This is a genomic window from Pseudomonas sp. BO3-4 (genome assembly GCF_034044115.1).
Taxonomy (GTDB): Bacteria; Pseudomonadota; Gammaproteobacteria; order Pseudomonadales; family Pseudomonadaceae; genus Aquipseudomonas; species Aquipseudomonas alloputida.
Window position 1 is genome coordinate 2930076 of record NZ_CP139018.1, and the last position, 14170, is coordinate 2944245.

The 14170-nt window shown below is 57.8% G+C and carries 13 protein-coding genes and 3 pseudogenes; 6 read left to right on the forward strand and 10 right to left on the reverse strand.

Going from position 1 to position 14170, the window contains the following annotated elements; all coding sequences use genetic code 11:
- Positions 1 to 30: 30 nt before the first annotated feature.
- From REH59_RS13725 to REH59_RS13760, 8 genes and pseudogenes are all read right to left on the reverse strand, one after another.
- Positions 31 to 1248, reverse strand: coding sequence for an STY4528 family pathogenicity island replication protein (locus tag REH59_RS13725; RefSeq protein ID WP_012052635.1), 1218 nt, complete (start codon positions 1246 to 1248; stop codon positions 31 to 33).
- Positions 1242 to 1793, reverse strand: a complete 552-nt coding sequence (locus tag REH59_RS13730; protein ID WP_012052634.1) for a DUF2857 domain-containing protein — start codon at positions 1791 to 1793, stop codon at positions 1242 to 1244. The genes REH59_RS13725 and REH59_RS13730 overlap by 7 nt, the downstream gene beginning before the upstream one ends.
- Before the next feature lie 16 nt (positions 1794 to 1809).
- Entirely contained in the window at positions 1810 to 3348 is a 1539-nt protein-coding gene (locus REH59_RS13735) for a ParB family protein (protein ID WP_012052633.1), read from the reverse strand.
- A gap of 14 nt (positions 3349 to 3362) precedes the next feature.
- On the reverse strand, positions 3363 to 4241 hold the full coding sequence (locus REH59_RS13740) for a ParA family protein (protein WP_012052632.1): 879 nt from the start codon (positions 4239 to 4241) through the stop codon (positions 3363 to 3365).
- Between the two features lie 3 nt (positions 4242 to 4244).
- A complete protein-coding gene (locus REH59_RS13745; protein WP_012052631.1) occupies positions 4245 to 4460 on the reverse strand; it encodes an AlpA family transcriptional regulator in 216 nt (71 codons plus the stop codon).
- Between the two features lie 113 nt (positions 4461 to 4573).
- The gene (locus tag REH59_RS13750) at positions 4574 to 5311 is read right to left on the reverse strand and encodes a hypothetical protein (protein ID WP_012052630.1); all 738 of its coding nucleotides are present in this window, start codon (positions 5309 to 5311) and stop codon (positions 4574 to 4576) included.
- Positions 5312 to 5812: 501 nt separating this feature from the next.
- A complete protein-coding gene (locus tag REH59_RS13755) occupies positions 5813 to 6025 on the reverse strand; it encodes a hypothetical protein (protein WP_012052629.1) in 213 nt (70 codons plus the stop codon).
- 52 nt (positions 6026 to 6077) lie between these two features.
- Positions 6078 to 6259: pseudogene (locus tag REH59_RS13760) on the reverse strand (hypothetical protein).
- Between the two features lie 131 nt (positions 6260 to 6390).
- Here REH59_RS13760 and REH59_RS13765 point away from each other — a divergent pair.
- Both REH59_RS13765 and REH59_RS13770 read left to right on the forward strand, forming a co-directional pair.
- A pseudogene (locus REH59_RS13765) lies at positions 6391 to 6624 on the forward strand (ankyrin repeat domain-containing protein); the annotation flags it as partial.
- Between the two features lie 216 nt (positions 6625 to 6840).
- Positions 6841 to 7452, forward strand: a complete 612-nt coding sequence (locus tag REH59_RS13770; RefSeq protein WP_158491109.1) for a TetR/AcrR family transcriptional regulator — start codon at positions 6841 to 6843, stop codon at positions 7450 to 7452.
- Between the two features lie 367 nt (positions 7453 to 7819).
- Here the strand turns inward: REH59_RS13770 and REH59_RS13775 are convergent.
- Positions 7820 to 8090, reverse strand: a pseudogene (locus tag REH59_RS13775) (IS66 family transposase); the annotation flags it as partial.
- 273 nt (positions 8091 to 8363) lie between these two features.
- Positions 8364 to 9026, reverse strand: a complete 663-nt coding sequence (locus REH59_RS13780; protein ID WP_012052625.1) for a dienelactone hydrolase family protein — start codon at positions 9024 to 9026, stop codon at positions 8364 to 8366.
- A 269-nt stretch (positions 9027 to 9295) separates the two neighbouring features.
- Between REH59_RS13780 and REH59_RS13785 the strand changes: the two genes are divergently transcribed.
- The 4 genes from REH59_RS13785 (at position 9296) to REH59_RS13800 (ending at position 14167) form a co-directional block, all read left to right on the forward strand.
- A complete protein-coding gene (locus REH59_RS13785) occupies positions 9296 to 10054 on the forward strand; it encodes an SDR family NAD(P)-dependent oxidoreductase (protein WP_012052624.1) in 759 nt (252 codons plus the stop codon).
- A 50-nt stretch (positions 10055 to 10104) separates the two neighbouring features.
- Entirely contained in the window at positions 10105 to 11589 is a 1485-nt protein-coding gene (locus tag REH59_RS13790) for an aldehyde dehydrogenase family protein (RefSeq protein WP_012052623.1), read from the forward strand.
- Positions 11590 to 11643: 54 nt separating this feature from the next.
- Positions 11644 to 12774 (forward strand): alkane 1-monooxygenase, encoded by a 1131-nt coding sequence (locus REH59_RS13795; protein ID WP_012052622.1) that lies wholly within the window; start codon positions 11644 to 11646, stop codon positions 12772 to 12774.
- Positions 12775 to 13117: 343 nt separating this feature from the next.
- On the forward strand, positions 13118 to 14167 hold the full coding sequence (locus tag REH59_RS13800) for a 2Fe-2S iron-sulfur cluster-binding protein (protein WP_012052621.1): 1050 nt from the start codon (positions 13118 to 13120) through the stop codon (positions 14165 to 14167).
- Positions 14168 to 14170: the final 3 nt, after the last annotated feature.

Genomic DNA, 14170 nt, shown 5'->3' on the forward strand with positions numbered 1-14170 from the left:
CATCGACATTAGATCCACCGAGTTCCAGCCCTATGTAGCCGTAGTGATCCCTCGGCAGCGTTGTTTCAATTCCTCCAGGCAGGAGAGGGCAAGTGGCGACGCGGTGCGCTGACCGCTGCGCTTGGATCGCTCGCGGGGCGGATCTTCCGACGCAGGCTTGGCTGTGCGTGAAGGATGGGTTGAAGATTTTTCATCCTCGGTACGCGCGGCCCAGAGGGTGAACTCGCCCTGGCAGGCGCGCTTGATCAATCCCATCAAATACGCGACGGGTTTTCGGATCTCACCGCGGGCGCAGCGAACCGCCGCTTCATTGATCACCGCTTGTTGCTGTTCCGGCTCGAGCTGACGCATCGCCTGGGAGGCCATGCGCCGCTCGTTCGGGTTCAGCGGTAAATCCTCAGGCCACCGTGCTCGACCAAACTCCACCTGACCCAGTACCGTACTTTTTTTGCTTTTGTCTTTCTGTACTGTACGGCCAGCGTCGGTATTCCGAACCACAGGCAAATCCGGTGCATTGCCGCAGGGTTCGGGATCTGTTGCGCCAGCCGGAGAATTCCGAACGAGGTCGACTGCGCCAGGTTCGGAATTCTGTGGGTCTGCTTCTGCGCCCATCAGCGGCAGCGTTTGCTGTTGGGCTGGCGGCAGCGAGCCGAGCCTGTCCTTGTCGAGCTGGGCCACCTGCGGGTCGGCCTGGATCTCGGCGATCACATGCTGCGCCACGTCACGGACGCCTTTGGTGGCATGGGAGAGGTTTTGTTGCAGCAGCGCCGCGTAGCCGCTGTCCAGTTCCAACTGCTCGGCTGCGGTCAACGGATCGCCGTGCAGCACATAGACGCAACCACGCAGGCAGCCGTTGGCATCGCGTGAGCGCTCCACCAAACTGAGCCAGCGGGTGGTGCGCAGGACATTGAGCGCCCGGGCGATGGTTTCCCGCGAGGCCTGGCTACCGCAGGGACTGGTCGCCAGGTAGGGCTGCAGGTCCTGGTAGCGTGGCGTCTTGACCTTACGTTCGGTGATCAGCCAGCGCAGCACTTGCCAAGTGTTGCGTTCCAGTGGCGTCAGCCGGCGATCCAGCAGCAAGGTCTGCGGCAGCGGGTTGTTGTCGCCGTAGTAGATCGTCCGCACCGCGGGCTCCTGGGTGGGGACAACCAGTTTGCCGTTCGCCGCGTACCACTCATTTCGGCGCCGAAGGGCGTCGTAGCACTGACGCACCACGTCCTGCCAGTCGACCTCGTAAAAGCTCAGCATGGTGTGCCTCCGTACAGTTCGACCTGTTGCCAGACCAGGGTCAGACTGATGTGTTGCTCCTCGGCCAGCATCATCATGGTGTCCAGCGGATCGTTGTCCGGATCCTCTGTGCGCAGCTGGCTCCAGCGATTCCACACGGCATGCTCCTGCGCTTCACTGAGTTGGACCGGCCGACCGCGGTGCGTCTCGATCTTCAGCACACGGCGGCGCAACGCTGTCTCCGAATGGTCCAGGCCGAAGCAGCGGTACATGATGTTGGAGCTCGCGCCCAACTTGAGCGCCCGGTTGATCAACCGCTCGTTCTGTTCGTCGCGCTCGGCCTGAACGATCAGACGGCGCAACACGGTGATGTCGACCTTCACTTCGACCCAGGCGATCGAAGAGTGCGCCAGGTGAGACAAGGTGGTCGGCGGCAGCGACTGCAGCACCTCAATGTCTTCATCGGCCAGGCCCAAGGCTTTGCAGCGCTGTAACCTGCCATGGCGCAGCTCATGCAGCACCTGGTTCAACATGGCATGGTTCAACAGATTGAAAGTCGTGCTCATGAGGTGGTTCCTCACGTTATCGAGTGGACGACAGCGTCAGTTCGATCAACTGACGGGCGTGGCGGATCAGCGTGAACAGCTGCTCCAGCTGGGCATCAGGAAGGCGTTCAAGGCCCACCGTCAGGGCTGGGCGGTCGGTGAAGGGCAGGTCGTAGACGCCGATCAGCAGCTGACCAAACAGGGCAGCCGGCAACTGCTGGCGTTCCTTCCAGCTCACGTCGTCCTGCAGGCGCAGAACGGCGGAGAGCAGTAGCTGGATACCGGTGTGCCGCGGGCTAATGTGCTCGCCATGATCCGGTGTAAGCGTGAAACCCAAGTCGTCTGCGAGCGGGTTGATCATGCCGCTGGCGTCTGCGTAAGCGGCGAGGTCGGCAGCCAGCGCGGCGCAGCTCGCGCGCAAGTCGCTGATATCGTCCAGTAACTCGGGGCGTGAGGGTGGCGCGCCGACCGGGCTCGGAGCATCCTCGAGCTTTTCCACGGGCTTATCTGGCAATGGTTCGTTACCCAGCGCCTGGCGTATATCGGGCAAGCGTGGAGCTTGCGGTGGCAGGAGCGTTCCATCAGCGTGCTCGGGCTCGGGGTTGGACACCCCGGTCGACGTCTCAGGTGGATGTTCCGGTAATGACGAAGGTACAGGAGGCTCGGCAGCTGGATTGTTTGAAGGAGCATGCATACTGTCCGCTGGAGGCAATGAGGGACGTTGCTCCTGGTGCAGCTCCAGCGTCAACAGACGAGGTGTTTGCCTCAGGCTCACCGCCATTTTGGCAATCAATTCGTCCTGCAGCTCACTCGAATCCAGATCCGCTTTTTCACCGTCGAACGCTGACAGAACCTCGAACCACAACAGCGGGAACTGCTCGGGAGCACCGAAGTACCGGTTCCAAATCGACTCCGCCCGCCGCCGCAGACTAATGAGACGCACGATGGCAGATTTGCCCAGCCCGGCGTACAGCATCTGCGGGATGGCAGGAAGCAGGTGCTCGAGCGTGTCGAACATGCGGCTGATGTGTGACTGCGAGATGGGATAGCCACCCTCACTCAAGCGCGTCGCGAGCTCGCGCTGGGTGAGATGGGTATGCGCGTACTGGAACATTTCCTGGAGTTTCGCCACGGCCAGAGCCCGCTCGATAAACGTCAACTGGCCATGCAAATCACTCTCGGCCAAATGCCCGAGCAAGGCATGTGACTCCGACTGCCAAGGGCGGAACAGGCAATGGATACGGAAGAACCGCTCTTCGCGCGTTTCCTGCCACAGCTCACCGAGGATGCTCAGACGGGTGTTACCGCCGTTACGGATGATGAAATGCGATTCATCGGGCCTGCGGGTGATGGCGGGCGGCTGATCCAGACCGCGCTCGCGGATCGAGGCCTTTATGTCGCCATACAGCGGGTTGCGCACCACTCGCGGGTTAAGCTCGTAGGGCCGCAGTTGCTCAAGGCTGACCACCATCGGTGTGTCGCCGGCGGGGGCTGCTGCGAGGTCGCGGCCATGTTTCTGCGGAAAGTGCGCCTGCTGCAGTCGACGCGTGATGTCTTCGGAGGTTGGCGGCTTCATCACTCTCCCTCCGCTCAGCCGCGACGAATTAGTTGGTGTTCGGCAGCACCCGAGAGCCGAGACGTAGGCGTGGGGAGAGCACCAAGCTGCTCGGCCCATTGTGGTAACAGCTCTATGGCCAAGCCGCACATGACCTCAGCGGCGCAAGGGCTGCGACTGCCGGGCGGAGAGGTTGCCTCCACGCGGTGCACAGGCAGGCCGAGCGAGGCGGCATTGGGATACGCCACACGGTCGGGGATTACCGTGTTGCAGACACTGACATGCGGATCAGACTGAAAAGAGGCTTGCAGGCTTTGCATGATCAGGCGCGTATCGCGGCGATTGGTGTTGACCTGGTTAAGCAGCAGCTTCACCGATGGCAGGGCTACGCCTAGGTAGCGATAGGGTTCCAGCTCTTCGAACAGGCTCAACGTGCCCCGGCGCAGCTCGCGCGCGACGAGCATTTCCGGCGGCACCGGGCACAGCGCGCAAGCGGAGGCGAGGATGACCATCTCCACGACCACGCTGCGTGCGCCCTGGGTGTCGATGATCAGCACATCGTAGTGATCCTCGAAGGCGGGCAGCAGGTTGCGCAGGCGCAGACGGCCATCGGCGGCGTGCAGCAGCAGGGTGCTGATGTGCCCGGCGCGGTCGTTGGAGACGATCAGATCGAGGTGCTGGATGACGGTTGTAGAGACCACCTGCTCGGGCTCCGTGAGCCGATGCGCGATCAGTTCATAGCTGCCGGCCTCACGGGACTCGCACAAGGCGTAATAGCTGGACAGCGTCGGTTGGCTGTCCAGGTCCAGCAACAGGACGCGAAGGCCGGCATCGGCGAGCACACCGCCCAGATTGGCGGCGACGGTAGTCTTGCCCGCGCCGCCCTTGGTCGAAATCAACGAGAGGACGTCCATGACTTAGTCCCCCGTGGACAGTCGGTCCTGGACCCACTGTTCAATCTCCAGTGAATCCCAGCCAACGGCGCGTGTGCCGATGCGTCGGCATTGTGGGAACTGGCCGGCTTTCATCAGGTTGTAGATGTGCGAGCGCTTGAAGCCGGTTTTCTGCTCCACTTCATCGCGGCGCATGATGTGGCGGTCGGTGGGCAGAGGGGTAGCGGTGGTTGCTTGCATGATGTCACTCCGTAGCGCCGAGTGGCGCGTGGTGGGATGTGACAGTTAGTGAAGGTCGAGAGAGGGTGAAAAACATTGTCAGGCAATGCCGGGCATTGCCTGACAATGCGGCGTCAGCCCCGTTCTACCAGGGCTATAAGACGGCGTGCGTCGGCAAATCGCCGATCAATGGTACTTTTGCTCAGGCCATCCACCCCAGGAAATCGCAGCAGAATGGCTTGGACCAGAGCAGCCTGGCTGGGATAGATCGATTGCATCTTGCCGTACTGGTCTTTTCCGAGCGTGGTCGCGAGCATTGCGCCGATCAACTTGTCGTGCATGGCTTCAGAAGTCTCGGACGGAATGCCAAGTGAGTCGAGTCGCGCTTTCAGCTTGTCGTTGAGCGTGGAGAGGGCAGCCATTTCATCAGCGGCGACAGCATAGGTTTGCTGCAGTTGCTCAAGCGTATGCATGGCAAAGTCGAGCTCGGCTTGCTTGGCCAAATGCGCATCCAGGCTGACGCATTCTGAGTGATCCACGTTTTGCGAAAACAAAAAGGCTGGCTTCTGATCGGGGTGGTTGCGTACGAACCAGACCAGGAGATCGGCTCGCCGAATGGAGTAGTAAACTCGATTTACGTGGCTATCTGACGTAATCGGATGTCCTAAGTAAGTCGCAGGCAATTCGCCGCTGAGAATGGCATCGCAGATGCACTCGACGTGGTCGTGTAGATTTGGCCACTGCGGAAAATGCTTTCGCAGGCTGCCTGGCTGGGAGAGGTCTATCTGAAGAATTTCGTTTTCGTGCTCGGAAAGGCCACACCACAGTATCGCGGCGTCAATGGGATGGTAAGAGCTTCTTATCGAGATCATGGCACACAGCCTCCTGCTGCGTTCGTCCTGGAATCGCTGGCGAGGGCTGCTGTTTGGGGGGCCCTGTCGAGCGAGCCTGATTTCATTGGATCGTTTTACGATCCAATGGTGATGACCTGCAACCATTCGGTATGTTCAGTGCGGTTGTTTTGGGCGCGACAGGTTTTGCCGCTGAGAAATCTGGAATAATAACATTCCGCAATAAAATGTATTCAGATGTGTCTGGGGGCGAGGAAGTCTGAGAGATCAGTGAGGATTTGCAGCAACGTTGTTGCAACCATCGCGCTCAATGCAGTTCGATCATAGGGTCGGATAACCTGTGGCTTATCTGACCTAATGTAGTGTAGGGCAGGCCGTGACGGTAAGCCCTCCTGAAACGGACGAGTTCGCGGGGCACCCTCAGTGTCAGGGCGCGATGATCAGTCGGCGGTTAGCGGATCTGCTTGGAACAGGGACGGACAATCATTAGCGCGCTGGCGCATTGTTCGATCAGTGATTGGTTCAGATGAACGGATGGCTCCTCGGGAAAACCCGTCTGCCGAGTTCATCAATGGGGCCTTCGAGAATGGCAACCCAGGGCGTTGAGCTGATTTCGTTCACAGCTTGAAACCGTGATTCTGCAATTTGAGGCAGATGCTCGATCTCTTCGGCGGGACAGTCAGAAGCCTGCGCCTCGTGGTACCGCTTCAACGCGTCCACAGCCTCGGTATACATGGGTGGTCAGGGTAAAGGACTGCCGTTTTGTGCGTCATTTAGTGACGGCGCCTCAGTGAATGGTCGACGGTGGCTTGCCGGCTTTGACAAGCTGGAAGTCAATGACGGCTTGGTAAAGCGAGTCCGCCAATAGGTGAAGACGTTCTACTTCATGCTCGGGCAAACCAGAAGCCTCAGCTCTCTCAGCGGCTCGCCAGCCTCGACCAATCCAATGAAGGTGCGTTTTACAACCACGATGCTCCGATCAGTTGATGACGCATTATAGGTCGCTAGAGCCAAGACTTGAGCAGATCGAGAATTTGTAACGGCCGCTATCGACCCTGGCTGTGTGAAAACGCCCTGAGTACATCGAATAGGAATTGATGTGGGTTAGCCTGATCCTTGCCGCCTATCATGGCCAGGGCTAGGCGGTGGAGCAACTGCTTACGGCGGGCGCCGATCCCTGCGCTCAGGACCAGCGGGGCAATACTGCGCTAATGGGGTAGAACTTCAAGGGCGAGCTGCGCATTGCCCGGCGCTTGCTCGATGCCTACTGCAACCCTGGCCAACGCAATGCCAGCGGCTTAGTGCGGAATTGGTATGCTGCTGTCCTGTCCAGACCGCTGCACTTGAGCGGGGAACAGGAAATTGATCTGCCGTTCGCGAAGCATGTTATCGATGTGACCTGATCGGCATCCTCATTATCAACGAGCAGGTCTTGAGCATAAATTGAGCCAGTGCAGTATTGTAGTGCCTTGCTTGGCAGAGGGCTTTCAGGTCGAGGGTGTCAAGCAGACTTCAATCTCGACGACGATTAGTACAGAAAGATGGTGATCATGAGTCCAAAGAGAAGAACACAGGCAGAGCGCGCAATGGAGACCCAGGGCAAGTTGATTGCAGCGGCCCTGGGGGTTTTACGGGAAAAAGGTTACGCGGGATTCCGGATCGCAGATGTGCCCGGTGCTGCAGGTGTCTCGAGAGGAGCGCAGAGCCATCATTTCCCGACAAAGCTTGAGCTTCTGCTTGCCACTTTTGAATGGCTTTACGAACAGATCACCGAACGCAGTCGGGCTCGATTAGCGAAATTGAAGCCAGAGGATGACGTCATCCAGCAAATGCTGGACGACGCCGCCGAATTTTTCCTCGACGATGACTTCTCTATCAGCCTTGATTTGATTGTGGCTGCCGACCGGGATCCAGCGTTACGCGAGGGTATTCAGCGCACGGTAGAGAGGAATCGGTTTGTCGTCGAGGATATGTGGCTTGGTGTTCTGGTGAGCCGTGGTCTTTCGCGTGATGATGCAGAAGATATCCTTTGGTTGATATTCAATTCGGTGCGTGGGCTTGCTGTTCGTAGCCTATGGCAGAAGGACAAAGAACGCTTTGAGCGTGTCAGGAACTCGACACTCGAAATTGCGCGAGAGCGGTACGCGAAATTCAAGCGCTAGCAGCTTTGTTGAAATGTCTAGTGTGGCAGCGCGAGGTTTACGATATCAGTTCCAGCTAACGAGAACTCTCGATTGCCATGCACGGAGCCGATATCACCCAGTGGAAGCACTGCTTAGTATCATCTCAGACTATTCGTGCCAGCGGGTAATCCGCTCGCTGATGAAGCGGATGAGTGGCCTGTTTGATACGTGTCATGCAGACGAGTGGCACTCTCTGGAAGCAGCCCGAGACTGGCCTCTTTCTCCGGTCAGCGCACGTGATCGAGGCGGGCATGCAAATCCTGATGTTCTTTTTGGCTATCGCTATGGTCTAAAGAGAACATGGTGCGTTCCGCAAAGGCGCCCAACTGATCTCTTCTCCTGAGAGCTCAGCCGGGGCTGTCGGCGGGTTGAACGCCCTCAGCTCGGCTTCAATGGCGGCGATGTTGGTGTCGATCAGGTCTTTCAGCAAGCGGCCTAGGGCAAGGCTCAGCTGTTTGCTGCGCTTGGCAAACTTGTGACGCTTGAGCAGCGCGATCTCGTGTGGCAGCTGTTCGTTGACCGCTTCGATGCGCTGGATCTTCTTGCCCATCGTATCGACCTGCTGGCCCTTGCGACATCAACAGCGCGGCTAGTGTCCGCACTTGGTCAGGAGTCATCTGGTCGGGGGTAGGGCGAGGCAGTCATGCTGGTAATTGTGCCTGGGTGGGCAAGCAAAGGCGACGCATCGATGGGCTAATTGCAGGTGCTACAGCACTGTGATCGCGCTACCTGAATCCACGCGTTGACAGGGGAGACCCAGTACAAAGCCTGAGGTTGCTCGGCGCCCAGCTCCATTTCAGTTCCGTGCTGGAGCCCCGGCCAGATGAGGCCCCTTGGAGCAATCGCTGGGCAGCGAGCCATTACCCCGGCGGATACTCCAGATCAGCCGATCAGTGTGCTTTTCCACGGATGTGGGCTCGTAGAAACTCCAGTGATTTCCGTAACGCCAAATCTGCGCATTCGGATTGATGGCGCTGCGCATCGCTTACTCGGTAGAAACCACTCTCCACAGGGTAGGTCAGCACATTCAGATTCAGCACTTTTTCGCGGAGAAGGGACTCTCTACCAAGGGCATCGTTACTGGAATGGACGAGTATCGGAATGCTCGATTGCTCGCAGGGCCAAAAGACGTCGTGTACACCGCCATAAACGATACAGGGTGCTGATAGCGTTTGTGCTGCTCGCAGAGCTACAGCTCCGCCCCAGCCGTAGCCCACGATCGCCACATTTCCAGCGTGAGCTATCGCGTCGACGGTAGTCGCAACCAGTTCTGCGGCTGTCTCCAGACCGATCTCAGTTGCCAACCTGCTGCCTAGCAGGATGTCCTCTGGGGCGTAGCCGAGTTCGACCTCACGTTGGATTTTATCGAAAAGTGCGGGCACCACCGTCAGGTAGCCATCCTCGGCATATCGTTCGGCAATTTGACGCATGTCGCCGTTGACGCCGAAGAATTCGTGGACCAGAACCACGCCACCTACGGGCTTGTCGTCAGGCTCGGCAGACCATCCATTCATGGGGCCGTGGGGAGTTACCATCGTAATCCAGTGACTCATCGGAACCTCGCTCTCTTGACTATTACGGTTTCGTTGATGAATCGCAGACCATCGCGGCGGTTCATCGTCCGGGTTGCTCTACCTTCCGGTTGTCTACTACCTAGCACACGGAGTGGGTCTCGTGCCTCGCAGGGACGGTACCTCCGTCCTCCAAAAAAAATCATTGACTCAGGAGTTTTTCAGCCGGATGATCGCGACAAGAAAGAAACAAACCAACCTGTCTGTATTATCTCCACAGCAGGGTACAAAAACAATCAAAGGAGACTGCCATGAGACTGAAAGACAAAGTCGCAATCGTGACTGGTGCGGCAACCGGGATTGGCAACGCTATCGTGCGCTCTTACCTTGCTGAGGGTGCGAAGGTGGTCATTGCTGATGTGAAAGGTGCTGAGGCAGCCGCGGCGGAACTGGGTGAAGACCTAGCGTTGGGTGTCTTTGCCGACGTTTCGGATCCTGATAGCACCAAGCAGATGGCAAAGGCAGCACTGGATCGCTTCGGCAAGATCGACGTGCTCGTCAACAATGCCGGTATCTTCACCGGTCTCAACTATGTCCCGATGGAATCGATCTCGGTTGCGGATTGGGACAAGCTCTACAGTGTCAATGTCAAGGGGCCCTGGCTGTGCGCCAGTGCGGTGTCGGCCGCGATGCGCGAGGGTGGTGGTGGCAAGATCATCAACATCGCCTCAGTAATCGCTCACATCGGAGCGCCCTTCATGTTGCACTACGTTTCCAGCAAGGGCGCTGTTGCGGCGATGACACGTGCCATGGCGCGCGAATTTGCGACGACCAAGGCAGGGATCAGCGTCAACTCCATCTCTCCCGGCTACACCCATTCGGAAAATGCGCTCGCAAACGCTCAGCAGCATGAGCAGTTCGAGGGCGTTTCTGCGTCCATGCGGGCAATCGATCGACCGCAAGTGCCGGCAGATATTGCGGGAGTGGCGCTTTGGTTGGCTAGCGACGAAGCCTCCTACGTAAACGGGCAGAACATTGTGGTGGATGGCGGCATTTACATGAGCCTCTGAGCGTCATTCGCCACGACATTCATCCTTAGTTGTGATTTGGGAGTCAGCTTATGAGCGCTAGCTCGAAATTCAATGTGGATCCGGCCGGGTTCCGCAATCGTAATCTTATCGGCGGGCAGTGGAAGGGCTCGATTTCCGGCGAGACCATTACTGTCGAAAATCCCGCTACCGAGGAAATCATCGCCCATATTCCGCAGGGCCGACACGAAGATATCGACGAAGCGGTACGGGTCGCGCGCGCTACATTCGAGTCGCCAGCCTGGCGGAAAATTCGTCCGATCGATCGTGGTCGGATCCTGGAGAACGTCGCACGCAAGATTGAAGAGCATGCTGACGAATTGGCGTATCTGGAGTCACTGGATACCGGCAAGGCCTTGACGTTCGCCAAGGCCATCGACCTGCCTTCGACAATCGACGTCTTCCGCTATATGGGTGGTTGGTGTTCCAAACTTGGAGGGACGACCCCTCCAATTTCATTCGATGGGCGTGAATACCACACCTATACCCGACGTGAGCCGATTGGTGTAGTTGGTGCCATTACGCCTTGGAACTACCCGCTTGCGCTGGGCTCGTGGAAGATCGCTTCGGCGCTGGCTGCCGGCTGCACCATGGTGCTGAAGCCCACAGAACTCACGCCTCTGAGCACTCTCCGGCTTGCAGAGCTGTGCCTTGAGGCGGGGCTGCCAGAAGGCGCGCTCAACATCGTCAATGGTCATGGGCACGAAGCGGGCGAAGCGTTGGCGCGTCATCCGGGGGTCGACAAGATCACCTTCACAGGCTCGACAGTAGTTGGCAAGAAGATTGTCGAGTACGCGCTGGGCAATATGAAGCGTGTCACCCTTGAGCTTGGCGGCAAATCGCCGAGCATCGTATTTGCCGACGCGGATCTGGACCAAGTCGGTCTGGGGGCTGCACTCGCAGTCTTCTTCAACTCGGGACAGATCTGTTTCGCCGCCAGTCGGCTGTTCGTCCAGGACAGCGTGTATGACCAAGTGGTCGAAGCTGTGGCGGCGGCGGCGGCACAGTTCAAGGTCGGCAATGGCTTGGATCCGGACACTCTGTTGGGGCCGTTGGTGTCTCGCAAACAGCAAGAGCGGGTGATGGGCTATGTGCAGTCTGGGATAGAGCAGGGCGCAAGGCTGGTCTGTGGCGGGAAGTCAGTCGGAGAGAAAGGCTATTTCCTCCAGCCCACTGTTTTTGCCGACGCAGCCCCATCAATGCGGATCGCTCAAGAAGAGATTTTCGGGCCTGTAGTCAGTGTCATCCGATTTAAAGATGAAGCCGAGGCGATCCGGATGGCCAACGACACAGCTTATGGCTTGGCCGCCAATATTTGGACGCGGGACATCAAGAAGGCCCACCGGGTCGCGCACCGCTTGCAGGCGGGTTCGGTGTGGATCAACTGTCACGGTGTGATCGATCCAGCTGCACCATTTGGAGGATTCAAGCAGTCAGGCTGGGGGCGCGAGGTCTCGGAGGAAGGGCTGTCTGCCTATACAGAGACTAAGACGGTCTGCGCACTACTCGATGACTGAACGAAATCCTGCCCTCGCGTGCGAGGACGTCACGTCCGCTTAAGGAGACCGATCATGTGGGAATACATCAAGTACTACTTCGCACCCCTGGTACAAGTCTTTGCGATTCTGGGGTTCTATTGGGGTGGTCATTACACTTGGATTGCAATTGGGGCTTTTCCGGCCATTGCCATCCTTGACATGCTGCTGCCGCTCGATCTATCTGAGCGCCGAATGAAGAACCATTTCTGGGCTTACTTGCCGATCTGGGCTTCGACGCTGTTATTGCCGTTCATGTACTTCGGCTTCGCGTGGTCGGTAGCAAATAACGATCTGACCGGATTGCAAATGGCAGCCGGTGTGCTGGGGTTGGCATGGCTTTCGGTTGTGCCTGGCGTTCCTGCAACCCACGAGTTGTATCACTCGCGCGGGCGGTTGGCTCGCTTTGTTGGGCGCTATGGCCAGATCGTATTTCTCGATGTCATGCGCATGGAAGTGCACGTAGTCGGCCACCACCGCGACGTGGGGACGGCTGAGGACATTGATACTGCGGCACGCGGTATGAATCTGTACAGATTCGTCGTTCGTGCAGTGGTGGAGTCCGTCCGCTGGGAGCTGAAGCTGGATGCAGACAATCTGGAGAAACGCGGTTACGGTCGCTATTCGATCCGTCACTCGGTCTGGCGCGCGCTGCTGGCCATTGTAGTGTTCCTGGGGTGCATCTATGCCATTGGCGGTGGGATGGCGGTGGGTCTTTGTTCGATCTCGATGATCATCGCTCGTTTTTGGGTTGAGGCATTCAACTACTACCAGCATTACGGCCAAGTCCGTTTGGTCGGCATGCCCATCGAAAAGCGGCACGTCTGGAATCACTTTGGAACGCTCTCACGCTTGTATGCGTTTGAAATCACCAACCACGCAGACCACCATCTCAACTCCTACATCCCATATTACAAGCTGGTGCCGGATCGTGAGGCGATCATCATACCAAGCATCATCGCATGCTTCCTGTCGGGCTTCATTCCACCCCTTTGGTATCGAGCGATCATCAAACCTGCGCTCAAACGCTGGGACAACGAATATGCATCACCGGCCGAGCGGCGCCTTGCGCAGGAGCAGAATCGTGAGGCGGGATGGGATGATTGGTTCAATGATCAGGGAGGGCGTGGCAGTCAGCCTGATGGTCCTTCCTTGGCTCGCGGCTGATCACATGGAGTAAGTGTTGTCCCACGCTGGAAAATCCAGAAATGAGTGATTGGCCACAGCCCGTCGACTGTCTGATGTCCCATCTCTGTTGGTCTTGGAGGCTGACTCCTGGAGTGTCAGTCTCCGAGGTAGATGAGTTATCGGGATCGGTTGAGTGAACACTTGGCGCTGCGCGGTTGTGCAGTTTGCACCGAGTCGAGCACTGATCTTGGCGGAAAGCGCCCAAAGGGCGCCAACCTGGCATCGTTAATCGGCGTGGCACCGGCCTTGGCAGCCTCATGGGGGCTGTATAGGCACACCTTCTTCCGCCCAATTTGACTGATGTCTCTCTCGCGAGGTTTCAATGAGAAGTTTCTTTCAATCCATCTTCGGCAAGGCAGTGCAGAAACAACTGCGAATCCTGCCTCAGGACATAACGATCTCGCTTAATCCGGGGCAAACGCTGCTGGAGGCTGTGTTGGCCAATGGTATTGCCTATCCTCACGACTGTACGGTTGGTACCTGCGCCTCTTGCAAGACGCGCCTGAAGCAGGGGCGTGTTCGAGAGGCAACTCCGTTTGGTTACACCTTGTCAAAGGCTGAGCTGGATGCGGGCTACATTCTGGCCTGCCAAGCGTTTCCGCGTGATGAACTCACCGTAGTTGAGATTGACCCGCCGTCGGCCGATCAGCCGGCAACCGAGCAGTTCGCTGCCACTATTGTAGCGACGGAGCCGCTCACTCACGACATTCTCAAGGTAGTGATCCAGTCGGATCGACCAGTGCACTATCTGGCCGGCCAGTATGCGAACTTGCGTGTCCCGGGTTCCTCTCGCTTCCGCTCTTATTCATTCGCCAATGCACCGCAACGCAAGGGGCAGAGCACCCTTGAGTTCTATATCCGCAAGGTGCCAGGAGGCGAATTCACCGAAGCCTTGTTCCGTGGCGAGTTGGATGGTCGGCCACTGGAAATGGAGGCTCCCCAAGGTACCTTCCACTTGCATGGCGGTGATGCGCCGATGGTGTGTATCGCTGGAGGCAGTGGTTTGGCACCACTGATAAGTATCCTACAGCACGCGCGAGCAAATCGTATCAAGCGAGACTGTACGTTGTTGTTTGGCGCACGCACTCAGGATGATCTATATCAACTCGATATAATCAGCAATATCGCTGCCAACTGGCAAGGTGATTTTCGTTTTATTCCGGTGCTTTCGCATGAACAGGAATGCAGTAACTGGACCGGCGCACGTGGCCTTGTGACCGAGCATATTGCTGCTGATTTCTGCGAGGGGGCAGAGGGTTATCTCTGTGGACCTCCACCGATGATAGATGCCGCCATCTCTCGTCTTGCGGAGCAAGGCATACCGTTGGAAAGAGTCTTTTATGACAAGTTTACGGACGGCCGGAACTCCTAAAGG

Bases quoted from the DNA above. Each gene is read 5' to 3' on its own strand.
- REH59_RS13790 (WP_012052623.1), top strand. From the start codon at position 10,105: ATGAGCGCTAGCTCGAAATTCAATGTGGATCCGGCCGGGTTCCGCAAT.
- REH59_RS13735 (WP_012052633.1), bottom strand. From the start codon at position 3,348: ATGAAGCCGCCAACCTCCGAAGACATCACGCGTCGACTGCAGCAGGCG.
- REH59_RS13740 (WP_012052632.1), bottom strand. From the start codon at position 4,241: ATGGACGTCCTCTCGTTGATTTCGACCAAGGGCGGCGCGGGCAAGACT.
- REH59_RS13785 (WP_012052624.1), top strand. From the start codon at position 9,296: ATGAGACTGAAAGACAAAGTCGCAATCGTGACTGGTGCGGCAACCGGG.
- REH59_RS13745 (WP_012052631.1), bottom strand. From the start codon at position 4,460: ATGCAAGCAACCACCGCTACCCCTCTGCCCACCGACCGCCACATCATG.
- REH59_RS13795 (WP_012052622.1), top strand. From the start codon at position 11,644: ATGTGGGAATACATCAAGTACTACTTCGCACCCCTGGTACAAGTCTTT.
- REH59_RS13770 (WP_158491109.1), top strand. From the start codon at position 6,841: ATGAGTCCAAAGAGAAGAACACAGGCAGAGCGCGCAATGGAGACCCAG.
- REH59_RS13725 (WP_012052635.1), bottom strand. From the start codon at position 1,248: ATGCTGAGCTTTTACGAGGTCGACTGGCAGGACGTGGTGCGTCAGTGC.
- REH59_RS13730 (WP_012052634.1), bottom strand. From the start codon at position 1,793: ATGAGCACGACTTTCAATCTGTTGAACCATGCCATGTTGAACCAGGTG.
- REH59_RS13755 (WP_012052629.1), bottom strand. From the start codon at position 6,025: ATGTATACCGAGGCTGTGGACGCGTTGAAGCGGTACCACGAGGCGCAG.
- REH59_RS13800 (WP_012052621.1), top strand. From the start codon at position 13,118: ATGAGAAGTTTCTTTCAATCCATCTTCGGCAAGGCAGTGCAGAAACAA.
- REH59_RS13750 (WP_012052630.1), bottom strand. From the start codon at position 5,311: ATGATCTCGATAAGAAGCTCTTACCATCCCATTGACGCCGCGATACTG.
- REH59_RS13780 (WP_012052625.1), bottom strand. From the start codon at position 9,026: ATGAGTCACTGGATTACGATGGTAACTCCCCACGGCCCCATGAATGGA.